Here is a 22,528-nt window from a genome sequence, read left to right on the forward strand (position 1 = left end):
CTTCACACATAAGGGTGGCGATGCCCGGATTCTCCTGAGGTGGCAGGGGTGAGTGTGCTGTCGGAGGTGGCCGTGTCTATGGTTAGGCAGCCCTAACCAAACACCCGTGCCCCCCACGCACGTACGCGGACAACTGGAGCAAGCGATGTCCCTACGCCCCCGCGGCACCGCCGCCCTGGCCCTGGCCGTGGCGGCCGCCCTCTCCCTCTCGGCCTGCGGTGGCGGTGACGGCGGGGACACGGACGCGGCGAAGTCCGACGGCGGCAAGAAGGCGGCCGTCGCCACGGGCGGCAAGGACTTCGCGGACGCGGCGAAGAAGACCGCGTCGTACGGCACGGACGCCGAGGTCGGCGAGTTCCCCCGTACGGTCACCCACGCCATGGGGAAGACCGAGATCAAGGCCGCGCCCAAGCGTGTGGTCGTGCTGGACGTCGGCGAGTTCGACAACGTGGTGTCGTTGGGCCTGAAGCCGGTCGGCTACGCCCCCAGCGAGGGCGACGCGGCCATCCCCTCGTACCTGAAGAAGGACGCGGGCGAACCGAAGAGCGTCGGCACGATCAACAGCCTCAACCTGGAAGCCATCGCGGGCCTTCAGCCGGACCTGATCCTCGGCAGCCAGCTCCGCGCCGCCGACAAGTACGACGAGCTGTCCAAGATCGCCCCCACCGTGTTCTCCATCCGCCCCGGCTTCACCTGGAAGGAGAACTACCTCCTCAACGCGGCCGCCCTGGACCGCACCGAGCGCGCCCACTCGGCGCTGGCCGCCTACCAGGCGAAGGCGGAGAAGCTCGGCGAGGACATCGGCCCGGACAAGCCGACCGTGTCCATGGTCCGCTACATGCCCGACCGCCTCCGGCTCTACGCCAAGGCCTCGTTCATCGGCACGATCCTCGAAGACGTCGGCCTGCCGCGGCCGAAGAACCAGCAGATCGACGACCTCGCCGCCGAGATCAGCCCGGAGAAGATCGACGAGGCGGACGCCGACTGGATCTTCACCGGCGTCTACGGCGACCCGAAGGCCACCCAGCGCGACACCGCACGGTCCAACCCGCTGTGGAAGAACCTGAAGGCCGTCAAGGAGGGCCGGGCCAAGGACGTCCCCGACGAGACCTGGTACCTGGGCCTCGGCGTCACCTCGGCCGATCTGGTCCTGGACGACCTCCGCGCGGACCTGGTGAAGTGACCGCGTCTCCGAAGAGGCGACGACGACCCGTGAAGTAACGATTCGTGTCCGGCCGCCGGTCCTGGCGTACAGGTCCGGCGGCCAGGGGCGGCGGGCCTGCCCGGACAGGTAGCCTTTCCCCCGTGCCCCGTCTGTCTGAAGTCATCGCCGCCCTCGACGCCCTCTGGCCCCCCGAGCGGGCCGAGGGGTGGGACGCGGTCGGCACGGTCTGCGGCGATCCGGACGCGGAGATCGACCGGGTGCTGTTCGCCGTCGACCCGGTCCGCGAGATCGCCGACGAGGCCCTGGAACTCGGCGCCCAGCTGATCGTCACCCACCACCCGCTCTATCTGCGCGGGACGACGACGGTCGCCGCCGACACCTTCAAGGGCAAGGTCGTCCACACCCTCATCAAGCACGACATCGCCCTCCACGTCGCGCACACCAACGCCGACACCGCCGACCCCGGCGTCTCCGACGCCCTCGCCGGCGCCCTGGACCTGCGTGTCACGGGACCCCTCGTCCCCGACCCCACCGACCCCGCCGGGCGGCGCGGACTCGGCCGGATCTGCGAACTGGACCACCCCGAGACGCTGGCCGACTTCGCCGCCCGGGCCGCCGCCCGGCTCCCCGCCACCGCGCAGGGCATCCGGCTGGCCGGCGACCCGGCGGCGCTGGTGCGCACCGTCGCCGTCAGCGGCGGCTCCGGCGACAGCCTCTTCGACGCCGTGCGCGCCGCGGGCGTCGACGCCTTCCTCACCGCCGACCTGCGCCACCACCCGGCGTCCGAGGCCGTGCAGCACTCGCCGCTCGGCCTCGTCGACGCCGCGCACTGGGCCACCGAATGGCCCTGGTGCGAGCAGGCGGCCGCCCAGCTCGACGCGCTTTCCGACCGCCACGGATGGGACCTGCGGGTCCATGTCTCGAAGCAGGTCACCGACCCCTGGACCACCCACCATTCCTCTGGAGCCCCCAACTGAACGCCGCGCCCGCCGACCAGATCCGACTTCTCGACGTCCAGGCCCTCGACACGCGTCTCGCCCAGCTCTCCCACAAGCGGTCCTCGCTGCCGGAGCACGCCGAGATCGAGCAGCTGAGCAGCGACCTCGCGCAACTGCGTGACCTGCTGGTCGCCTCCACCACCGAGGAGAGCGACACCGCCCGCGAGCAGACCAAGGCGGAGCAGGACGTCGACCAGGTGCGTCAGCGCGCCGTCCGCGACCAGCAGCGCCTGGACTCCGGCGCGGTCTCCTCGCCCAAGGACCTGGAGAGCCTCCAGCGCGAGATCGCCTCGCTCGCCAAGCGCCAGGGCGACCTGGAGGACGTCGTCCTGGAGATCATGGAGCGCCGCGAGGCCGCCCAGGAGCGGGTCGCCGAGCTGACCGAGCGGGTCTCCGCCGTCCAGGCCAAGGTCGACGACGCCACCGCCCGCCGCGACGCGGCCACCGCCGAGCTGGACGCCGAGGCCGCCACGGTGACCAAGGACCGCCAGGTCGTCGCCGAGGTCGTCCCCGCCGACCTGATGAAGCTGTACGACAAGCTCCGCACCCAGCAGGGCGGGGTCGGCGCCGCCCGGCTCTACCGGCGCCGCTGCGAGGGCTGCCGCCTCGAACTGAACATGGCCGAGGTCAACGACGTGAAGGCCGCGTCCCCCGAGACGGTCCTGCGGTGCGAGAACTGCCACCGCATCCTGGTCCGCACCGCGGAGTCGGGCCTGTAATGAGCGTCGCCCGCCAGGTGGTGGTCGAGGCCGACGGCGGCTCCCGGGGCAACCCGGGGCCCGCCGGTTACGGCGCGGTCGTCATCGACCCCGCCACCGGTGAACCCCTCGCCGAGGCCGCCGAGTACATCGGCGTCGCGACGAACAACGTCGCCGAGTACCGGGGCCTGATCGCCGGTCTGACGGCCGCGAAGGCGCTGTTCCCGGACGCGGGGGACGCGCTGCGGGTCCACGTCCGGATGGACTCCAAGCTGGTGGTCGAGCAGATGTCGGGCCGCTGGAAGATCAAGCACCCCGACATGAAGCCGCTGGCGGCCCGGGCCGCGGCGATCCTGCCGCCGTCCTCGGTGACGTACGAGTGGATCCCGCGCGCGCAGAACAAGCACGCGGACCGGCTCGCCAACGAGGCGATGGACGCGGGCCGCGACGGCCGCCAGTGGGAGGCGTCCGCGTCGACGGCCGCCCTGGACGCCCCGTCCGCTCGCACGCCGGTCGCCCCGCCGCCGGCGCAGGGCCCGCCCGGCGACCAGGCCGCGGGCGCGGCCAGGGCCCGCGCGGCGCTGGCGGCGGCTCGCGGTGCGGCTGCCCCGGAGGGGCTTTTCCCGCTGCCGGAGGCAGCCGTTCCGGAGCCGGTCGCGCCGGATGCAGCCGCGCCGGAGTCGGCCGGTAGCGGTCCCGAGGCCGCCGGTACCCCGCAGACCGGCTGGGGTTCCGCCCCCGACCTGGGGGCGCCCGCCACGCTCGTCCTGCTCCGGCACGGCGAGACCGCGCTCACGCCCGAGAAGCGGTTCTCCGGCAGCGGCGGCACCGACCCCGAACTCTCCGCCACCGGCCGCGGCCAGGCCGAGCGGGCCGCCGAGCACTTCGCCGCCCTCGGCACGGTCCAGGAGATCGTCAGCTCCCCGCTGCGCCGCTGCCGCGAGACCGCAGCCGCCGTCGCCGCCCGCCTCGGCCTGGACGTCCGGATCGACGAGAGCCTGCGCGAGACGGACTTCGGCGCGTGGGAGGGCCTGACCTTCGGGGAGGTACGGGAGCGGTACGGCGACGACCTCACCGCCTGGCTGGCCTCCCCGGACACCGCCCCGACCGGCGGCGGCGAGAGCTTCGCCGAGGTGGCCGAGCGGGTCGCCGCCGCCCGGGACCGGCTCGTCGCCCGGTACGCGGGCCGCACGGTCCTGCTGGTCACGCATGTGACGCCGATCAAGACGTTCGTCCGGCTGGCCCTGGGAGCCCCGCCCGAGGCGCTGTTCCGGATGGAGCTGTCGGCGGCCTCGATCTCCACCGTCGCGTACTACGGGGACGGCAACGCCTCCGTACGCCTGCTCAACGACACCTCGCACCTGCGCTGACGTCGGGCCCCGGCGACTACGGGGCGAGCGCCGCCGCCTCGGCCGCCAGGCGGGCCACCCGGTCCCAGTCCTTCGCCGCCACCGCGTCGCCGGGGACCATCCAACTGCCGCCCACGCAGCCGACGTTGGGCAGGGCGAGGTAGGAGGGCGCGGAGGCGAGGGAGATACCGCCGGTCGGGCAGAAGCGGGCTTGGGGGAGCGGTGCGGACAGGGCCTTGAGATAGGCCGTGCCGCCCGCCGCCTCGGCCGGGAAGAACTTCATCTCCCGCACCCCGCGCTCCAGCAGGGCCACCACCTCGGAGGTGGTCGAGACACCCGGCAGGAACGGCAGCCCGGACGCCCGCATCGCCTCCAGCAACGCGTCCGTCCACCCCGGGCTGACCAGGAACCGGGCCCCGGCGGCCACCGTCTCCCGGACGTGCTCCGGCGAGATCACCGTGCCCGCGCCGACCACCGCGCCCGGGACCTCGGCGGCCATGGCCCGGATCGACTCCAGTGCGGCGGGCGTCCGCAGCGTCACCTCGATCGCCGGGAGCCCGCCCGCCACCAGCGCCCGCGCCAGCGGCACCGCGTCGGCGGCGTCGTGCAGGACGACGACGGGGACGACGGGCGCGAGATCGAGCACGGAGGCGGCGGGCGCGGCGGGCGGCACGGAGGAGGTCATGAGGCCATCCTGCCGCGCCGCCATCAATATCTGCAACGAGCGTTGCGTCTTGTGCAATGGACGTACGCTCGCGCGCGGTCCGCTCAGTGGATCTCCGTCACCACCACGTCCAGCGACCACGGCCGCCCGGCCCGCGCGGGGGCCTCGGCCTCCACGACGTAACCGAGGTCCCGCAACGCCTCCACCAGCTGCGCCGGGCCCTTGGGCCGCGCACCGGCCACCAGCAGGTCCCGCACCAGCCGGCCCTTGGTCGCCTTGTTGAAGTGGCTGACCACGGACCGCTTCTCCACCCCGTCCACGATCTGCGAGTGGAGCACCCGCACGCTCGCCGTCCGCGACGCCACCTCGCCCTTCGGCTTCCACGCCGCCGTGTACGCGGAGGACCGCAGATCCAGGACGAGCCCGTCGCCCGCCGCCTCGGGCAGCACGGCCTCCATCGGGGTGCGCCAGTACGCGCCGAGGGCGCCGAGACCGGGCAGCTTCACCCCCATCGAGCAGCGGTACGGCGGAATCCGGTCACCGATCCGGACCGCGCCCCACAGCCCCGAGAAGACCAGCAGCGAGGCGGCGGCCCGGCGCCGCGCGGCCGTCTCCAGCGTGGCCAGGTCGAGGGCGTCGTAGAGCACACCGGTGTACAGCTCCCCGGCCGGGCGGGTCCCGGCGGTGCGCAGCTCGGCGTTCTTGCCGACCTCGCCCGCGAGACCCACGCTCAGCCCGAGCACCTCACGGGCCTTCTCCTCGTCCGCCTGGCACAGCTCGACCAGCTCGTCCAGCACCGCCGCACGGGCCGGGGCGAGCCCCGGCAGCGACAGCGACTCCGGCTTCAGACAGGCCCCGCGCCCCGAGGCGGCCTTTCCTTCGGAGGGCGGCAACAGCACGAGCACGGCGGTTCTCCTTCGTACGTACGGCGAGCGCGGATCCGGTGGCGTGCGGGCTCGCCGGGTCCTCGGCAAGGGTACGGGGACGGGGCGGGGGTTCCCGTACGGAGCAGGGGGCGAACCAGGAGCGCCCTCGCGAGCCGCCCCGGATGCCGCCCGCGCCTTTGGGGAGTGCCCTGGAGAGCCGCCCCGGATGCCGCCCGTCCCTTCCCGGCCTACGCTCGGGCCATGCCCCGCCGCCACCTGCGTATGACCGGCGCAGCCGACTGCTCGCTCGGGGCCGCCCTGCGGGCCCTGCGCACCGAACTCGACCTGCCCGGCGCCTTCCCGCCCGACGTGCTCGCGGAGGCGGCGGACGCGGCCCGGTCCCCGGACCTGGCGGACCACCTGGACGCCACCGGCATCCCCTTCCTCACCATCGACCCGCCCGCCTCCACGGACCTGGACCAGGCGATGCACCTGGAGCGCCGCCGGGACGGGCGCGGCTACCGGGTGTTCTACGCCATCGCGGACGTCGCCGCGTATCTCCGGCCGGGCGGCGCGCTCGACGCCGAGGCCCACCGCCGGGTCACCACCCTCTACTTCCCCGACGGCCGGATCCCGCTCCACCCCACCGTCCTCTCCGAGGGCGTCGCCAGCCTCCTCCCCGGCGAGACGCGCCCGGCCGCGCTGTGGCGGATCGACCTGGACGGCGACGGGGTGGCCGTCGCCACCGACGTACGACGGGCCCTCGTCCGCAGCCGCGCGAAGCTCGACTACGCGGGCGTCCAGCGGCAGATCGACACGGGCACCGCCGAGGAACCTCTCGCCCTGCTCCGGGACATCGGACGGCTGCGCGCCGAACAGGAAGTGGCCCGGGGCGGCATCTCGCTCGACGTCCCCGAGCAGGAGATCGTCGAGCACGACGGCTCCTACGGCCTCGCCTACCGAGCCACGCTCCCCGCCGAGGCCTGGAACGCGCAGATCTCACTCCTCACCGGGATGGCCGCCGCCCGTCTCATGGCCGACACGGGCACCGGCATCCTGCGCACCCTGCCGCTCGCCCCGGACGGGGCCGTCGCCCGGCTGCGGCGCTCCGCCCACGCCCTGCGCATCGACTGGCCGCACCACGTCCCGTACGCCGAGGTCGTCCGCTCCCTCGACCCGGGGAGGAGCAACCACGCGGCATTCCTCCAGGAGTGCACCACCCTGCTGCGCGGCGCGGGCTACACCGTCTTCGAGGGCGGCGACCTCCCCGACCCCGCCGTGCACGCCGCCGTCGCCGACCTCTACACGCACTGCACGGCACCGCTGCGCCGCCTGGTCGACCGGTACGCCTCCGAGCTCTGCCTCGCCGCGGCGGCGGAGAAGGAAGCGCCCGAGTGGGTACGGGAGGCCCTGCCCGCCCTCCCGAAGGAGATGGCCGAGGGGACGCGCCGCGCGGGCACCGTGGAGCGGGCCTGCGTCGATCTGGTCGAGGCGGCGCTGCTGGAGGGGCGCGAGGGCGAACTCTTCGACGCGTACGTCGTCGATGTCCAGGACCGGGACCCGTCCGTCGGCACGGTCCACCTCCGGGACCCGGCGATCGTCGGCCGGATCGAGGGCGGCACGGCCGCGCTGCCGTTGGGGGAGCGGCTGCGGGTCCGGCTCACGCGGGCGGGGCCGGCGGCGAGGACGGTGCTGTTCGCTCCGGCGTGAGCGGGAGCGAGGGCGAGGGCGGAGTCCGAGGCGCGGCCCGCTCCGGTGCGGCCCGCTCCGGCGTGAGCGAGGCCCTGGGCGGTGCGGTCCGCTCCGGCGTGAGCGGAGGCTTCGCTGCCCGCCCGGGAGCGGTGAGCGCCGCGACGAGTGCCCGGGGATCGTCCGCGTGGAACCGGAGCGTCCGCGCACTCCCGCGCCGCCCGAGCGGCCGCACGAACTCCACCGGCTCCGCCAGCTCCACGGTCACCGTCGTCTGGCTCCCCACCGCCAGATCCAGCGTCTCGTCCTCGTCGACCCGGACCAGCCCCCCGTCCGGGAAGCGCCGCTCGACCCGTGCGGAGGCGATGACGGCGGCGGGCACCCGGAGGTCGAACAACGCCCCGTACCGCAGCCGCAGCGAACCGTCGGCCCCCACGAGATGCGGCCGGGTCACCGAGGCGGCGTGCAGGGCGAGGATGATGACGATCCCGTACACGTCCACCACGAGCACGATCGCGTGGACCAGCGGCCAGGGGATCACCAGGGCGAGCACCACGGTCTCGATCACGGAGACGAAGAGGAACGCCCACATGATCCCGGTCTGCGGTTCGGTGTACGAGAACGGCCGGGCCCCCTCCGGAATCCGGTGGCGCCGCCGTACGGCCCACAGCCCGAGGCTGTGCAGCGCCCGGAACTCGTGGACGATCAGCCGTCGCAGGGCGACCGGCACCGCCGCACGCACCACGGCGAGCCCGGCCTCGCGCCGGGTGTCGCCCGCCCGCCGCCGGGCCGCGTACAAGGGCCACATCACGTACGCCTCCAGCGCGAGCATGCCCACGACCAGCGCCTCGGCCCCCAGCAGAACGGCGCCGGGGATCCGCACCCCGGCCACCAGGCAGACGACCAGGGCCAGTTCCCCGGGGAGCACCGCCCACATAGCGACCCGCAGGCCCCTCGCCACCCGTGCCCTCATGAGGTCCCCCTCCGCCGCACCCGCTCGGCCAGCTCCTCCATCACCCGGCGCACCACCGCGCGCTGGGCGGGCGGGTAGTCGTCGAGCAGCACCCGCCCGAACCCCGTCGCCGACGGCTCCCCCTCGGGGATGACCGCCAGGACCTCGTCCGGCACGGCGGCGGCCAGCTCGGCCGCCAGCGGCGCGATCCGCGGATCGTCCACCCCGGCCCCCTCCAGCTCGTCGAGCCGTTCGTACAGCCTGACCACCCCCGGGTCCTCGGCCAGCGGCCGCAGCGCCGCGAACACCGCGGCCCCGGCCGGATCGCCCGCCGCGTCCAGCAACGCCAGATGCTCGCGGTCCTTCGCGGCGGCCGGGGACGCGGTGGCGGGCGCGTGCTCCAGAAGCGCGGCGAGGGCGGGCGAGAGTGGCCCGTCCGCGGTGGGCGGCGCCTCCAGCAGCACGGCCAGCACCTGCCGCCGCTCCTGGATCTCCCGCTCCTGCCGCGCCAGATCGGCGTCCAGCTCCGCGAGCACCTCACCCAGCTCCCGCCCCGCGTCATCGGCGAGCACGTCCCGCACCTCGTCCAGCGAGAGCCCGATCTCCGTCAACCGCCGGATCCGGGCCAGCAGCACGGCATCGCGGACGGTGTACGCCCGATACCCGTTGGCCTGCCGCGCGGGCTCGGGCAGCAGCCCGATGTGGTGGTAGTGCCGGACGGCCCGGGAAGTGATTCCCACGAGCGCGGCGATCTCTCCGATACGCATGCGGCCAGTAGAAACGTTGCCGCTACGACAAGGTCAAGCGGCACGTCCCTTTCCCGCGCTTTCGTCCACGCCGAGCGGTCCTGTGCCACGATCGGAGGAAGAACTCCCATCTCACGGACGGCTGGTCCCCCGATGTCCCAGTCTGGCGAGCGACCGAGGAAGGAGCGTGACATGACTGCCATGGCGCACGAGCCGCTCACGCAGGCAGAAGTCCTTCTGGAGGGCTTCCTGGCCCTGGACACGCCGGAAGGCTTCCGGGCCGAGCTGATCGAGGGGGAGATTGTCGTGACGCCGCCGCCGGACGGGGACCACGAGGACTACATCAGCCTGGTTTTGAAGCAGGTGCTGAGAAAGTCCCGCACCGACATGGATTTCTCCGGGAACAAGGGCCTGAAGCTCCGCAGCGGCGGTGGCTGCCCGAAGAACCACGCCATCCCCGATGGCACCTTCGCCCCCACCGAGCGTCGCCTCTTCCGCGGTGCCGACCCCTGGATGCCCTGTGAGGGCGTCGCCCTGGTGGTCGAGGTCACCTCCACCAAGCCGCAGGCCGACCGCGAGGCCAAGCGCCGCTGCTACGCGCGCGGAGGCATCCCGCTCTATCTGCTCATCGACCGGGACGACAGCTCGGTGACGCTGTTCAGCGACCCGGAGCGCGACGACTACCGCCAGCGCCTCACGATCCCGTACGGGAAACCGCTCCCGCTCCCCGAGCCCTTCGCCTTCGACCTGGAGACCGGCGACTTCGGCTGAGGGACACCGACAGACCTGTCGGTCTGTATGCCCGGTAGGATGGCGATCACGGCAGACGAGCCGTGCGGACGGCCGCGTGAGGATCTCCGGATCCTCCCGAGGAACGTCCGGGCTCCACAGAGCAGGGTGGTGGCTAACGGCCACCCGGGGTGACCCGCGGGACAGTGCCACAGAAAACAGACCGCCCGGGACTTCGGTCGCGGGTAAGGGTGAAACGGTGGTGTAAGAGACCACCAGCGCCTGAGGTGACTCAGGCGGCTAGGTAAACCCCACCCGGAGCAAGGTCAAGAGGGGTCGTGCCGGAGACGGGACGGCCCTGCGCGGACGTTCGAGGGCTGCTCGCCCGAGTTCGCGGGTAGACCGCACGAGGCCGGCAGCAATGTCGGCCCTAGATGGATGGCCGTCTCCCCGGCCGCCGCGAGGCGACCGGGAGACAGAACCCGGCGTACAGCACGACTCGTCTGCCGCAAGAGCCCCCGACCGGTGTTGAGCTGGTCAGGGGCTCCGCCTTTATGTCCCTGCTTCCTTCGCCGGCATCAGTACTTCGTGTACTTGATCCAGTCGTAGCGGGCCGTCAGCGGCGTGCCCGGATACGTGAACGGGCCGAGCCAGTCGTCGACCCCGATCCCCGGCCACAGGTTGGTCATGATGCGCATCGGGCGGGTGGGGAGCGGGCCGCGGGAGCCGTTCTCCTGGTGGACGAGTCTGCCGTCCACGAACCAGTTGATCGTGCCCTGGTTCCACCACTCGATGGCGTAGTCGTGATACCCGGCGGAGGCGTCGAACCCGAGGTCGATGACGGTCTCGTGGCCGCCGACCCCGTTGGTGAAGTAGTTGGTCTGCATCTGGGTGGTGTTCTTGCCGAGGATCTCGACGTCGATCTCGTCCCAGGGCTGACCGTCGCTCGGCCCGGTGTAGGTGAAGAACCCGGTGACTACGCCCTCGCGCTTGACCGCCTGGAGCCTGGCCTCGAAGCGGCCGTACGAGTACAGGTCGTTGGTGCGGTACTCACCGGAGGCGTAGGGCTTGCCCGAGCAGCCGGCCGGGCAGGTCGCGTCGTCGAGGTTCTGGCCCATGACGCCGCCGTTGAACCAGGTGTGGTCGGCGCGCCAGCCGACGTTGAACATGTCTCCGTTGGACCAGCCGTCGGCCTTGCTCCAGCGGGCGGTGTCGTAGGAGTCGAAGTTGTCGGTGAAGCTGCCGCCGACGGCGTACGCGGGGCTGGTCATCGGCTGGAAGATCAGCGCCAGGGCGGCCAGCGGAGCCAGCAGCCAGCGAGGTGTGGGGAACCGACGTGATCTCGTGCGGGAGTGCATCTCGGCCTCCTTGTGGGGGAGAAACTGGGAGCGCTTCCAGAAAGTAGCAGTGGCCTATAGGGGCGACAAGGGATCGGACAAGGCTGGGTGGTCTGGAAGCGCTACCGGAATGCGAGGGTGCGGCTTGCCGTCGGCAGCGGCCTGCTCACCAGTCGTGGATGCTGCCGTCCTGAAGCCGGTTCACCGGAAGGTACGCCGCCTCGTACGGATGCGCCGCCGCCAGCTTCTCGTCGAGCTCCACGCCGAGGCCCGGTTCCTCGCCCGGGTGCAGATGGCCGTCGGCGAACGTGTAGGCGTGCGGGAAGACCTCTTCGGTCAGCGGAGTGTGGCCCGAGTACTCCTGGATGCCGAAGTTGTGTATCGCCAGGTCGAGATGGACGGCCGCCGCCATCCCCACCGGCGAGATGTCCTCGGGGCCGTGCACGGCGCTCTTGATCTGGTATTGCGCCGCGAAGTCGAAGAGCCTCCGCAGCGGTGTGACCCCGCCGAAGTGCGTGACCGCGGAGCGGACGTAGTCGATCAACTGCTCGGTGATCAGCGTCTGGTAGTCGTGCAGGGTGTTGAAGACCTCGCCGACCGCCAGCGGCGTCGTCGAGTGCCGGCGGACCAGCCTCAGCCCCTCCTGGTTCTCCGCGGGCGTGCAGTCCTCCAGCCAGAAGGGCCGGTAGGGCTCCAGGTCCTTGGCGAGGCGCGCGGCCTGCACCGGGGTGAGCCGGTGGTGCGCGTCGTGCAGGAGCGGCAGCTCGGGGCCGAACTCCGCCCGTACCGCCTCGAACACGGCCGGCATGTGCCGCAGATAGGCGTCGGTGTCCCAGTCCTCCACCAGCGGGCGGGCCTGCTGATGGAGGACCGGCGTGCCGTCGCCGCTCGTACCGTGCACCCCGTACACGGCCTTCAGGCCCGGGACGCCGGACTGGATGCGCACGGCCGGATAGCCCTCGCCGAGACGGGCGCGCACCGAATCGAGCAGCTCCGGCAGGTCGCGGCCGTTGGCGTGACCGTAGGTGCGCACCCGCTCCCGGCTGGCGCCGCCGAGGAGCTGGTACAGCGGGAGGCCCGCGACCTTGGCCTTGATGTCCCACAACGCGGTGTCCACGGCGGCGATCGCGGCCATCGTCACCGGGCCGCGCCGCCAGTAGGCGCCACGGTAGAGGTACTGCCAGGTGTCCTCGATACGGTGCGGATCGCGGCCGAGGAGCAGCGGGGCCACGTGGTCGTTCAGATAGCTGACGACGGCCAGCTCCCGGCCGTTGAGGGTGGCGTCGCCCAGCCCCGTGACGCCCTCGTCGGTCGTCAGCCTGAGCGTGACGAAATTGCGGCCGGGGCTGGTGACGACGGTCTTCGCGTCGATGATCTTCATGTGAACTGCTCTCTCCGAAACGGTCGGCCCATGCGGCCACTTCGGTCCGTTCGGCCCGTCAGGTACTGGAACGCTTCACCAGATGCGTGGGCAGGATCAGTGGGCCCGCGGCCCGGCCCGCGACGATCGCGACGAGCATCCGGGCCATCTCCCGCCCGAGGTCCCGGATGGGCTGGTGGATCGTGGTGAGCGCCGGCTCGGTGAGCTGCGCGACGGCGAGGTCGTCGAAGCCGACCACGCCCACGTCCCCGGGCACCGACCGGCCGGCTCCGCGCAACGCGCGCAACGCGCCCGCCGCCATGTTGTCGTTGGCCGCGAACACCCCGTCCAGGTCCGGATGCGCTTCCAGCAACCGGGCCATGGCGGCGGCTCCGGCGGCTTCGGAGAAGTCACCCGCCTCGGGCGGACGAGGCGTCAGACCGGCGAGCGTCATCGCTTCCCGGTAGCCGCGATGCCGGGCTCTGGCCACCTCGGTGTCCAGCGGCCCGCAGATCGTGACCACCCGGGTCCGCCCCCGCGCGAGCAGGTGCTCCGTCGCGTCCCGCGCGCCGCCGACGTTGTCGATGTCCACGTACCACCGCGGTTCGAAGTCCACCGGGCGCCCGCCGAAGACGACCGGCAGCGGGCTCTCCTTGGCGATCCGGGCCAGGGGGTCGTCCTCGTGCGACGCCGTCAGCATCACCCCGTCGACGGCCCGGGAACGCACCAGCCGCTCCACCCGCTCCCGGCCGCGCGGGGTGGCGGCCACGCACAGCATCATGTGCAGGTCGGCCTCCTCCAGGGCGCCGGCCACTCCGGCGATGACCTGCCCGAAGAACGGGTCCGTCAGCACCTCCGGGTCGTCCCGCGAGATGACCAGCGCGGCCGCGCCCGCCTGACGCGTGGCCAGGGCGCGCGCCTTCGGATTCGGTACGTAGCCGAGCTTCCTGATCGCCTTCTCGACGGACTCGCGCTTGGCCCGGCTGACATGGGGGGCGTTGTTGATCACCCGGGAGGCCACCGACCGCGACACACCGGCCAGCGCGGCCACCTCGTCGAGCGTGGCGTGGCGCTGCGGCAGTTCCTCGGCCATGGAAACGGGCCTTCCCTCGCGATGGATCTGGAAGCCCTTCCATTGTGGCCTGCCCGCGCGGAATTGTTTCAGACACCCACTGGGCCCCCGCGGTGCGGCTCCGCCGTCACACGGACTTGGCCGGAGGCTCTTCCGCCGTCGGGGGCTCGGTGGGCCAGCGGTCCGTCAGGTCTTCCGCGTACACCTGCGAGAGCGGCTGCGGGCCCACGTACTGCTGGCAGTTGCACCGGCCCGGCTCGTAGCGCAGCGGCTTCTTGTTCTCGTCCCAGGCGGTCGCCACCTCGACCTGCTCATGGCACCGGCCCTGCTTGTCGTGCTTGGCGAGATGGTGGGTGCAGCCGCACACCGGCTCCGGCGGCCTGTTCGCGGCCTCGATCGCGAGCTGCTTCTGCGTCGTCGCCTTCAGAAGTTCCAGCTTCCGCTTGTGACGCTTGCGCAGAGCCTTGCGGACGGTGTCCTGGGTCCAGGCGAAGCCCCCGACCCAGAAGAAGATGAGAATCCACCAGAACCAGCTCATCGCGTTTTCCTCCCCGTTGTCCCCACGCCCTCTCGCCGCACGGTATTTCACCTGCGCGCCGGCCCCTTGGCGTGCTCTGCTGCCCGCGGCCATTGTTCCCCACCCGCACGGGCGGGAACGTACCGGCCCTGAGACGCGGGGAGTGATGCGGGTGGCGGAGCACGTGTACGTGGACGGGTCCGAGGCGCCGGGAGCGGTACGGGTACGCCGGGCGACGGCCGGGGACGCGGAGGCCGTCACGCGGGTCTTCCTGGACTCCCGGGCCGCCGCCATGCCCTGGCTGCCCCGGATCCACAGCGACGCGGACACCCTCGCCTGGATCACCCATGTCGTCCTGCCCACCAGCACCGCGGTGTGGGTGGCCGAAGCGGGCGGAGAAGGCGGGGAGGTTCTCGGGTTCGCCGTGCTCGCCGGGCGTGACGAGCTCGATCATCTCTATCTGCGGCCCGACGCGCTGCGGCGGGGGATCGGGAGCCGGCTGCTGGCCGAGGTGCGCGGGGCCGTCGACGGGCCGATCCGTCTGTACGTGTTCCAGCGCAACGCCGCCGCCCGTGCCTTCTACGAGCGGCACGGGTTCACCGCCGTCGCGTTCGACGACGGCGGCCGCAACGAGGAGAACGAGCCGGACGTGCTGTACCGCTGGGCGCCCTGACGGTGACTCAGATGACCGGCGGGCGCCCCAGCCGCGTCATCTGCCACACCGTGGCCCAGCGCATCGGGCGCCGCTCCCCGCACGGGGTCCGGACGCCCTCGGCGAAGCCGCCCGCCCAGGCCCGCAGGCCCTTCGGGTCGCGGGTGCGGGCGAGGGTGAGCAGGGTCCAGGTGCCGAGGTAGGCGGGGACCAGGGGGAAGGGCAGATTGCGGCGGGCCAGCCAGACGCGGTTGCGGGCCGTCATCCGGTAGTAGACCGCGTGCCGGGCCGGGCTCGTTTTCGGGTGCTGGAGCAGCAGCTCGGGGTCGTACTCCACCTTCCAGTCGGCGTCCAGCGCCCGCCAGGCCAGGTCCGTCTCCTCGTGGGTGAAGAAGAACTCCGCGGGCCACAGACCGGTCTCCGCCAGCATCTTCATCGAGAACGCGTGGCCGCCGCCCAGGAACGCCGTGACCGGGCCGCCGCGCATCGGGTCGCCCGCCCGCAGGCGCGGCACATGGCGGCGCTGCGTCTCGCCGGTCTCGTCGGCGATCCGGAAGCCGATGATGCCGAGCCGGTCGTCGGCCGCGAAGCGGTCCCGCACCCGGCGGAAGACGTCCTTGTCGACGAGCAGCCCGTCGTCGTCCAGCTCGATCACCACGTCCACGTCGCCGATCTCGGCGAGCCTGCGCAGCCCCTCGTTCCGGCCGCCCGGGCAGCCGAGGTTCTCCGGCAGCTCGATGGTGGTCACCCCGCCGTCGAGGTTCTCCAGGCCGGGCGTGGAGGAGTAGTCCGGGAGGGCCGTACCGTTGCCGATGATCACGAGCCGGGTGGGCCGGACGTCCTGCATGGCCACCGACGCCAGCAGCGCCTCGACCGCCTGCGGGCGGTCTCCCATGGTCACGATGGATACGCCGATGCGCGGTGCGGACACGGTCGGTACTCCTGGAACTCGGCTGCCGGTGGCCGGCTGCTGGTCGGCAGCGGTGCCCGCGATCGTAACGCCTCGGTGTTCAGTCCGCGGTTACCGCCCGGCCATCCACCGGTCCGTCGCTGTTCAGCAGCGCGTACACGGCCATGTCGCGCCGCTCGTCGCCCACCTGCTGCCAGCCGCGCAGCAGCCCCTCCCGCCGGAAGCCGATGTCCTCGGCGATCCGGGCCGAGGCGGTGTTCCACGGCTCGATGTAGAGCTGGAGGCGCGGGACGCCGAGGTCGCGCAGTGCCCAGCCCGTCACCGTACGCAGCGCGGCCCGGGCGACGCCCTGGCCGCGGGCGAGGCCGGTGAGCCAGTAGCCGAGGGAGGCGCGGCCCTCGGGCAGGTCCCGGAGCCAGAGCCCGATCGCGCCGACCGGGCGGCGGTCCCGGGAGCGCACGATGGCGAACGGGTACCCCGCGCCGGTGGCCGCGCGCTCCCACTGCCTGCGGACGAACGCCTCGGCGGCGGCTTCGGAGTAGGGGGCCGGGATGGTGGTGATGAGCGGGATGTACGGGTCGAGCGAGGCCTCGCGGACCAGGGGGAGGTCGCTCATCTCCCAGGGGCGCAGGACGAAGTCCGGGCCCGCGGACATGCTCGGGACGGTCAGCGGCTCGGGGCCGGGGGCCTGGTCCGGGCCCGGGTCGGAGCCCGGGGCGGGGTCGCGGGCCGGGTCGGGGGCGGGGCTGGGGTCAGGCTCGGGAGCAGCCATGTCCGTATCCTCCCGCTGTCGATCCGGTTCCGCTTCCCGGGCCGGGGTCGGTTCCCCGAGCTGCTCCTGTTTCCGGGCCGGTTGCGCCCGCCCGGGAAACGGAACCGGCTCACCTGTCCTTCGGCCCCCGCGCCCCGCCCGCCAGGAAGTACCCGGCCAGTACCGCCCCGGCCAGCACCAGGGCCGAGTTGACCAGGATCGCGGTGGAGACGCCGGACAGTACCGCGTCGGGCCCGCTCGCGGACCCCATCCGGGCGGTGACCACCGCGCTCATCACCGGAATGCCGAGGGCGATGCCCACCTGCTGTGTCATCGTCGCCAGCCCGGTGGCCCGCCCCTGCTCCTCGTCCGGCAGGCCCGAGGTGGCCGTGACCATGAAGCCGACGATCATCAGCATGTTGCCGACGCCGCCGACGAACGTGGCCGCCAGCAGGAGCCAGATCCACGCCCCGGACGTGCCGAGCGCCACGAGGGAGAGCGTGGCGGCGGCCTGGACGCCGCCGCCCAGGACGATGGCGCGGCGGTCGCCGAAGCGGCCCACCGCCCGTCCGCCGAGCACCCCGCCGACGACCGTGCCCGCGCCGAGCACGCCGAACGCGAGGCCGGTGGCGAGTGCGGAGTAGCCCAGGACCTCCTGGAGGTAGAGGGTCAGCAGGAAGACCAGCGAGGTCTCGGTGACGAAGGCGATCAGCCCGGCGGTGTTGCCCCAGACGACGCTGCGCCGCTTCAGGATGCGGATCGGTACGAGCGGGGCGGCGGCCCGCTGCTCGATGCCGACGAACGCGGTCAGGAGGACGGCTCCGGCGGCCAGCGCGGCCAGGGTGGCCGGCCTGGTCCAGCCGGTCTCGCCGGCCCGGGTCAGCCCGAGGACGAGCAGCAGCAGCCCGCCGGTGACGGTGACCGCGCCGGGCACGTCCAGCCGGGGCCGCCGTTTCGGCCGCGAGTCGGTGATCACGGACGGGGCCAGGATCACGACGAGCGTCGCTATCGGTACGTTGATGAAGAAGGCCCAGCGCCAGGAGAGCAGGTCCGTCAGAAGCCCGCCGAGGATCGCCCCGGCGGTGAACCCGGCCGACATCAGGGCCCCGTTGAGCCCCAGCGCCCGTTCCCGCAGCGGCCCTTCCTTGAACGCGGTGGTCAGCAGCGCGAGTCCGGCCGGGGTGACCGCCGCGGTGGCCAGGCCTTGCAGCACCCGGGCGGTGAGCAGCACCTCGGGCGAGGTGGCGAGGCCGCCGAGCACGGAGGAGAGGCCGAGGACGGCCATACCGCCGACGAACAGGTTCTTGCGGCCGACGAGGTCGGCGACCCGGCCGAAGAGCAGCGTGAACCCGGCGGCGGCGAGCGCGAAGGAGGTGGCGATCCACTGGAGACCGGCGAGGGAGAAGCCGAGCCCTTCCCCGACGACGGGCAGCGCCACGTTCAGGATCGAGAAATCGACCGCGATCATGAACTGGGAGCCGAGCAGCAGGGCCAGGACGAGTTTCTGGCGGCCGGACATACGAGGGGCGGTGAGGGGAGGGCCGGCCGTGAGGTCCGCCGTGGACGCGTCGGTACGAGGTGTGGGCATGGCAGAGACGCCTTCCTGGACACGGGAACTCTTAATGGTTCTGTGGTTCCGTTAAGGTGGGTGTCACCGTAGCAGGGGAGGCGTCGTTAATGGAACTGGAGACCCGTTATGACTTCTGAAGGTGCTGGAGGCGCTGAAGGTGCCGACGCGGACGGAGTGGAGCCCGGCACCGTGCGTCCCGGCGGTCGCACCGCCCGGGTGCGCGAGGCGGTGCTGCGCGCGGCCGGTGACGCGCTGGTCGAGCACGGCTTCGACGGGCTCGACCTGGCCGATGTCGCCCGGCGGGCCGAGGTCGGCAAGACGACCGTCTACCGGCGCTGGTCCGCCCCCGCCGGGCTGGTCGCGGACCTGCTCACGGACATGGCCGAACAGTCCCTGCCGCGTACGGACACCGGATCCCTGGCCGAGGACCTGCGGGCCAACGCCCGCCTCGTGGTCCGCACGCTGACCGACCCCCGTCAAGGGGCTCTCTTCGTGGCCGTCATCGCGGCCGCCGCGTGCGATCCGCGTACCGCCGAAGCCCTGCACCGCTTCTACGCGGTGCGGATCGGGGAGTGGTCCGGCTGCGTCGAAGCGGCGGTCGAACGCGGTGAACTGCCCGCGGGTACGGACCCGGGCGAGGTGATCGCGGCGGTGTCGGCCCCGCTGTACTACCGGCTGCTCGCCAGTGGAGCCCCGCTGGACGAGGAGGTCGCCGACCGGGCGGCCGACGCTGCGGCCGCCGCCGCGCGGGCGGGCGTCTTCGTGCGGTGAGGAGCGCGGGAGCCCACGGCGGGACCGGCCTCATAGCATCGAACGGGCCGTCGATAAAGTGGTGGAATGATATTCGGTAAAGCCGGGTTCGGGGGAGCCGTCGCCGACTTCGAGGCGGCGGTGTCGGCGCAGGACGCCAAGCGGTCCGGCAAGGCGTTCGTCCGGTTGCAGGAGACTTTCGGGCAGGCCAAGGAGTCGGAGCTGCTGGCCGGCGGGCCGCGCCTCGCCGCCGTGCTGGAGCAGGTGCCGCCCGCCCCGCGTGCCGTCGTCGCCGTGCTCGTCGGGGCCTGCGTCGAACGCGGCGCGGACGCCGAGCGCTGCGCCCCGGCGGTGCTGGCCGGGCTGCGGGGGGCCCTGGAGCAGGCCGTGGCGTTCGCCGACGCCTGGGCCGCGACCGGGGGCGGCGCGTTTCCCGCCCCGGACGGCGGCGAGCCGGGCCCGGAGCTCGTCGAGCGGACCGGCTTCGAGGCGGCCGTCGGCTGGGTGACGCTTCCCCAGTGGGAGATGGCCGCCGTCGCGATGCTCAACCACCCCGGCGTACGGCGGGAGGCCGGCTCGCGGGGCGACGCGCTGCGGCTGCTCGGCGCGGTGGAGCGGGCCTCCGGCCTGGAGTTGAAGTCCCTCGCCCATGCCCTTCTGGTGCTGGACGACGAACCGCTCGTCGCCCTTCACCGGGCGAGCGGCACGGGCTACCTCCTGCGGATCTCCGGCATCGGGGACAACTTCCAGCTGCACACCCTGCTCGCCGACGCGCTCATCGGCGGCGGCCATGTGGCGGGCCACGCGCCGTCGTCGCAGGAGGTGGCCGTCTGCCGGGAGACCCCCGGCCAGGTGGACACCGTGGGCTCCTTCGACCTGGTGGCCCCGGACGGTGAACTGATCTGGAACGAGGGCACCCCCGCCGACATCCCCGTCGTCGACGGCGTCCGGCTGCTGGTCCTGGACGAGCCGTCGTACCGGCGGACCTGGCCCGCGGGCCGCTTCTTCCCCGGCATGCGTGGTGACGTCCTGCTGGAGCGCGCCCTCGACCCGGAGGAGACGGAGCGCTGGTACGCCCACGTCTCCCCGGCCGAGAACGCGACGGGCTGAGGCGGGCTTCCGGCCCGGATCAGCCCTGTACGCCGGAGGCCCGGCCGGGAACGCGCCCGGCCCCGCCCCGCCTCAGCCGATCCTGGTGCCCGTTCCGCTGACCCGGATCCGGGTATCGCCCGCGCGGAGTTCGACGGTGAGGGTGCCGGGGCGGCCCATGTCCGCCCCCTGGTGCAGGGTCAGGACCGCCGCCTCCGGTACGAGCCCCAGCTCCCGGGCGTACGCGCCGAAAGTCGCCGCGGCCGCCCCCGTCGCCGGGTCCTCCACCACCCCGCCCACCGGGAACGGGTCCCGGACGTGGAACACCTCGGGCCCCTCGCGCCACACCAGTTGCAGGGTGGTCAGGTCGAGCCGGCGCATCAGCGCCTCCAGCCGCGCGAAGTCGTAGTCCAGGTCCGCCAGCCGTTCCCGGGTGGCGGCGGCCAGCACCAGATGCCGGGCCCCCGCGTAGGCGATCCGGGGCGGCAGGGCCGGGTCGAGGTCGGCGGCCGCCCAGTCCAGGGCCGCCAGCGCCTCCGTCAGATCGGCCTCGGCGGTCTCCTCGACGTGCGGGGCCACGCTGGTCAGGGTGGCGAGGAGCGCGCCGCCCTCCCGGGTGACGGAGACCGGCACCGGGCCCGCGGGCGTCGTGAACTCCAGCGCGCCCGGCCCGTCCCGCTCGGCCAGCGCGAGAGCCGTGGCGACCGTGGCGTGACCGCAGAACGGCACCTCGGCCTTCGGGCTGAAGTAGCGGATCGTGTACGCGCCTTCGCCGGTCCGCTCCGTCAGGAACGCCGACTCGCTGTACCCCAGTTCCGCCGCGATCGCGAGCATCCGCTCCTCGTCAAGACCGGCGGCGTCCAGGACGACCCCGGCGGGGTTCCCGCCCGCGGGGTCGGCGGAGAAGGCGGTGTAGCGCAGGACCTCGGGCCCGTGATCAGGTGTCATGCAGCAGGCAACCGTGCCACGGCCACCGCCATTCCCGGCCCAGTCGGCGCGGTCCGGCCCGGCGCGGGAAAGGGCCGGTCGCGGCCCCCCAGCAGTCGCGACCGGCCCTCCCTCAAGGCGCCGGATGTGTCAGTGGCAGTTCTTGGCGCCCTTGTTGGCCTTCGTGGACTTCCCCCACGAGCAGGAGTCCTGGAGCTTCCCGTTCGGCTTGATCAGCCGGGCCTTGTCGCCGGTGTTGTTCCAGACGTACGAGCCCCGGTTCCAGTGCACGGTGCCCGAGACGTTCTTGCCCTTGCCGGTGCGGAGCTTGACCGTCTTGCCCGCGCCGATGGTGTAGCTGCCGAAGGTGTAGGTGTAGCCGGTGTTGTCCTTCACCTTGAAGCCCTTGAGCTGGACCTTCTTCTTGCTGTTGTTGTGGATGTTCACCCACTCGGCGTTCAGCGACTTCTTCGACCGGTCGTCCTTGCCGGGGCTGTCGAACTGAACAGCCCCGAAGTGCAGCCCGCCCTGGTGGGCGGCCGCCGAGGCCGGTGCCGCCGTGGCGAGGAGCGAGCCGGCCAGTGCGGTGGCGGCGGCCAGGGCGATCAGCGCAGCGGTGCGTATGCGCATGCGGTGTTCCTTCTGTGTCGTTCTGGTGAAGGTGTAACAGGATGCGATCATACGGACAGCACGCGCTTGCTCGGCCACAGGCGGAGAAATCCGCAAATCCGGTTATCCGTTGGCCAGTTCGGTCAGATGTGATCGCACATGATCACCCGCGCCCCGGCCGCCCCACCCAGGTTCCCCCGGCTCAGCCCCGGCCGACGTACGGCATGTTCGTCGCCATCACCGTCGCGAACTGGACGTTCGCCTCCAGCGGCAGCTCCGCCATGTGCAGCACCGTCCGCGCCACGTCCGCCGCCGCCATCACCGGCTCCACCGCCAGCTCCCCGTTGGCCTGGAGAGTCCCCGTCCGCATCCGCTCGGTCATCTCCGTCGCCGCGTTGCCGATGTCGATCTGACCGCAGGCGATCCGGTAGGGGCGGCCGTCCAGCGACAGCGACTTCGTCAGGCCGGTGATCGCGTGCTTGGTCGCGGTGTACGCGATCGAGTGCGGGCGCGGCGCGTGGGCCGAGATCGAGCCGTTGTTGATGATCCGGCCGCCCTGCGGGTCCTGCTCCTTCATCAGCCGGTACGCCGCCTGCGCGCACAGGAACGCGCCCGTCAGGTTCACGTCGACGACCGCCCGCCAGTCCGCGACGGCCAGGTCCTCCAGCGGTACGCCGCCGGGGCCGAACGTGCCCGCGTTGTTGAACAGCAGGTCCAGCCGGCCGAACCGCTCCCGTACGGCGGTGAAGAGCGCGGCCACCTCGTCGGCGTCCGTCACGTCCGTGGTGACGCACAGCGCCTCGGTGTCCCCGGCGGCGGCCGCGGTCTCCGCCAGCGGCTCGGCCCGCCGGCCCGCGAGCGCCAGCGACCACCCCCCGCTCGCGAGGGCGAGCGCGACGGCCCGCCCGATCCCCGACCCCGCCCCCGTGACGACGGCGACTTTCCTCCGGGCCCGCTCTGTCTGCTCCGTCTGCTCAGTGTTCATGGCCCGGCAGCGTACGGGACGGATCCGTGCACAGGGCACGCGGTGCTCATCGACCCGCCATGCGGATGTTGTGCACGCGACAACGGTGCGTCGTCCCCTCCCGCTGCCATGAAGCCCGTCAGCATCCGGGCCGAGGAGGGCAT

At 72.8% G+C, this 22,528-nt stretch carries 23 protein-coding genes and 1 other RNA gene; 10 read left to right on the top strand and 14 right to left on the bottom strand.

Annotation, left to right across the window (positions count from 1 at the left end):
• Positions 1-145: 145 nt before the first annotated feature.
• The 4 genes from A3Q37_RS22140 (at position 146) to A3Q37_RS22155 (ending at position 4,231) form a co-directional block, all read left to right on the top strand.
• The gene (locus A3Q37_RS22140) at positions 146-1,183 is read left to right on the top strand and encodes an ABC transporter substrate-binding protein (protein WP_065487354.1); all 1,038 of its coding nucleotides are present in this window, start codon (positions 146-148) and stop codon (positions 1,181-1,183) included.
• 122 nt (positions 1,184-1,305) lie between these two features.
• Positions 1,306-2,142 carry a Nif3-like dinuclear metal center hexameric protein gene (locus A3Q37_RS22145; RefSeq protein WP_065487355.1) on the top strand — a complete coding sequence of 279 codons (837 nt, stop codon included), beginning with the start codon at positions 1,306-1,308 and terminating at the stop codon, positions 2,140-2,142.
• Positions 2,139-2,882, top strand: coding sequence for a zinc ribbon domain-containing protein (locus tag A3Q37_RS22150; protein ID WP_218064566.1), 744 nt, complete (start codon positions 2,139-2,141; stop codon positions 2,880-2,882). Before A3Q37_RS22145 ends, A3Q37_RS22150 begins: the two co-directional genes overlap by 4 nt.
• Positions 2,882-4,231 (top strand): bifunctional RNase H/acid phosphatase, encoded by a 1,350-nt coding sequence (locus A3Q37_RS22155; RefSeq protein WP_065487357.1) that lies wholly within the window; start codon positions 2,882-2,884, stop codon positions 4,229-4,231. The genes A3Q37_RS22150 and A3Q37_RS22155 overlap by 1 nt, the downstream gene beginning before the upstream one ends.
• Positions 4,232-4,247: 16 nt before the next feature.
• On the opposite strand, the gene eda is transcribed toward A3Q37_RS22155, so the two are convergent.
• Both eda and yaaA read right to left on the bottom strand, forming a co-directional pair.
• Positions 4,248-4,895 (bottom strand): bifunctional 4-hydroxy-2-oxoglutarate aldolase/2-dehydro-3-deoxy-phosphogluconate aldolase, encoded by a 648-nt coding sequence (gene eda / locus A3Q37_RS22160; protein WP_065487358.1) that lies wholly within the window; start codon positions 4,893-4,895, stop codon positions 4,248-4,250.
• A gap of 83 nt (positions 4,896-4,978) precedes the next feature.
• On the bottom strand, positions 4,979-5,779 hold the full coding sequence (gene yaaA / locus A3Q37_RS22165) for a peroxide stress protein YaaA (protein WP_065487359.1): 801 nt from the start codon (positions 5,777-5,779) through the stop codon (positions 4,979-4,981).
• A gap of 243 nt (positions 5,780-6,022) precedes the next feature.
• Between yaaA and A3Q37_RS22170 the strand changes: the two genes are divergently transcribed.
• Positions 6,023-7,450: an RNB domain-containing ribonuclease gene (locus A3Q37_RS22170; protein WP_079137926.1), complete on the top strand. Its 1,428-nt coding sequence runs from the start codon at positions 6,023-6,025 to the stop codon at positions 7,448-7,450.
• Here the strand turns inward: A3Q37_RS22170 and A3Q37_RS22175 are convergent.
• Together A3Q37_RS22175 and A3Q37_RS22180 are read right to left on the bottom strand one after the other, a co-directional pair.
• The gene (locus A3Q37_RS22175) at positions 7,401-8,402 is read right to left on the bottom strand and encodes a hypothetical protein (protein WP_065487361.1); all 1,002 of its coding nucleotides are present in this window, start codon (positions 8,400-8,402) and stop codon (positions 7,401-7,403) included. The genes A3Q37_RS22170 and A3Q37_RS22175 overlap by 50 nt on opposite strands.
• Complete coding sequence (locus A3Q37_RS22180; RefSeq protein ID WP_065487362.1) at positions 8,399-9,148, bottom strand: MerR family transcriptional regulator; 750 nt, start codon at positions 9,146-9,148, stop codon at positions 8,399-8,401. The genes A3Q37_RS22175 and A3Q37_RS22180 overlap by 4 nt, the downstream gene beginning before the upstream one ends.
• A gap of 180 nt (positions 9,149-9,328) precedes the next feature.
• Between A3Q37_RS22180 and A3Q37_RS22185 the strand changes: the two genes are divergently transcribed.
• Both A3Q37_RS22185 and rnpB read left to right on the top strand, forming a co-directional pair.
• On the top strand, positions 9,329-9,898 hold the full coding sequence (locus A3Q37_RS22185) for a Uma2 family endonuclease (RefSeq protein ID WP_065487363.1): 570 nt from the start codon (positions 9,329-9,331) through the stop codon (positions 9,896-9,898).
• Positions 9,899-9,954: 56 nt separating this feature from the next.
• Positions 9,955-10,362: RNase P RNA component class A (gene rnpB / locus A3Q37_RS22190), an RNA gene on the top strand.
• A 72-nt stretch (positions 10,363-10,434) separates the two neighbouring features.
• Here rnpB and A3Q37_RS22195 read toward each other — a convergent pair.
• From A3Q37_RS22195 to A3Q37_RS22210, 4 genes are all read right to left on the bottom strand, one after another.
• Positions 10,435-11,214, bottom strand: a complete 780-nt coding sequence (locus A3Q37_RS22195) for a glycoside hydrolase family 16 protein (protein WP_065487364.1) — start codon at positions 11,212-11,214, stop codon at positions 10,435-10,437.
• Between the two features lie 145 nt (positions 11,215-11,359).
• Complete coding sequence (manD, locus tag A3Q37_RS22200; protein WP_065487365.1) at positions 11,360-12,574, bottom strand: D-mannonate dehydratase ManD; 1,215 nt, start codon at positions 12,572-12,574, stop codon at positions 11,360-11,362.
• Positions 12,575-12,632: 58 nt separating this feature from the next.
• The gene (locus tag A3Q37_RS22205; protein WP_065487366.1) at positions 12,633-13,646 is read right to left on the bottom strand and encodes a LacI family DNA-binding transcriptional regulator; all 1,014 of its coding nucleotides are present in this window, start codon (positions 13,644-13,646) and stop codon (positions 12,633-12,635) included.
• Between the two features lie 106 nt (positions 13,647-13,752).
• A complete protein-coding gene (locus tag A3Q37_RS22210) occupies positions 13,753-14,163 on the bottom strand; it encodes a hypothetical protein (protein ID WP_065487367.1) in 411 nt (136 codons plus the stop codon).
• Positions 14,164-14,314: 151 nt separating this feature from the next.
• Between A3Q37_RS22210 and A3Q37_RS22215 the strand changes: the two genes are divergently transcribed.
• Positions 14,315-14,815 (top strand): GNAT family N-acetyltransferase, encoded by a 501-nt coding sequence (locus A3Q37_RS22215; protein ID WP_255311897.1) that lies wholly within the window; start codon positions 14,315-14,317, stop codon positions 14,813-14,815.
• A gap of 7 nt (positions 14,816-14,822) precedes the next feature.
• On the opposite strand, the gene A3Q37_RS22220 is transcribed toward A3Q37_RS22215, so the two are convergent.
• From A3Q37_RS22220 to A3Q37_RS22230, 3 genes are all read right to left on the bottom strand, one after another.
• Positions 14,823-15,725 (bottom strand): glycosyltransferase family 2 protein, encoded by a 903-nt coding sequence (locus tag A3Q37_RS22220; protein WP_065487369.1) that lies wholly within the window; start codon positions 15,723-15,725, stop codon positions 14,823-14,825.
• A 79-nt stretch (positions 15,726-15,804) separates the two neighbouring features.
• Complete coding sequence (locus tag A3Q37_RS22225) at positions 15,805-16,476, bottom strand: GNAT family N-acetyltransferase (RefSeq protein ID WP_255311898.1); 672 nt, start codon at positions 16,474-16,476, stop codon at positions 15,805-15,807.
• Between the two features lie 109 nt (positions 16,477-16,585).
• Positions 16,586-18,043, bottom strand: coding sequence for an MFS transporter (locus A3Q37_RS22230; protein ID WP_065487370.1), 1,458 nt, complete (start codon positions 18,041-18,043; stop codon positions 16,586-16,588).
• Positions 18,044-18,151: 108 nt separating this feature from the next.
• Here A3Q37_RS22230 and A3Q37_RS22235 point away from each other — a divergent pair, with 108 nt between their 5' ends.
• Positions 18,152-18,796: a TetR/AcrR family transcriptional regulator gene (locus tag A3Q37_RS22235; protein ID WP_176711478.1), complete on the top strand. Its 645-nt coding sequence runs from the start codon at positions 18,152-18,154 to the stop codon at positions 18,794-18,796.
• Between the two features lie 66 nt (positions 18,797-18,862).
• Positions 18,863-19,885, top strand: a complete 1,023-nt coding sequence (locus tag A3Q37_RS22240; protein WP_065487371.1) for a hypothetical protein — start codon at positions 18,863-18,865, stop codon at positions 19,883-19,885.
• A gap of 72 nt (positions 19,886-19,957) precedes the next feature.
• Here A3Q37_RS22240 and A3Q37_RS22245 read toward each other — a convergent pair whose 3' ends face one another.
• The 3 genes from A3Q37_RS22245 to A3Q37_RS22255 form a co-directional block, all read right to left on the bottom strand.
• Entirely contained in the window at positions 19,958-20,812 is an 855-nt protein-coding gene (locus A3Q37_RS22245; RefSeq protein ID WP_065487372.1) for a PhzF family phenazine biosynthesis protein, read from the bottom strand.
• A 129-nt stretch (positions 20,813-20,941) separates the two neighbouring features.
• Entirely contained in the window at positions 20,942-21,421 is a 480-nt protein-coding gene (locus A3Q37_RS22250; protein ID WP_065487373.1) for a lamin tail domain-containing protein, read from the bottom strand.
• 181 nt (positions 21,422-21,602) lie between these two features.
• Entirely contained in the window at positions 21,603-22,385 is a 783-nt protein-coding gene (locus A3Q37_RS22255) for an SDR family oxidoreductase (protein WP_065487374.1), read from the bottom strand.
• Between the last annotated feature and the right edge of the window lie 143 nt (positions 22,386-22,528).

The sequence above is a fragment of the Streptomyces sp. PTY087I2 genome, from assembly GCF_001687325.1.
In the GTDB taxonomy this organism is placed as follows: Bacteria; Actinomycetota; Actinomycetes; order Streptomycetales; family Streptomycetaceae; genus Streptomyces.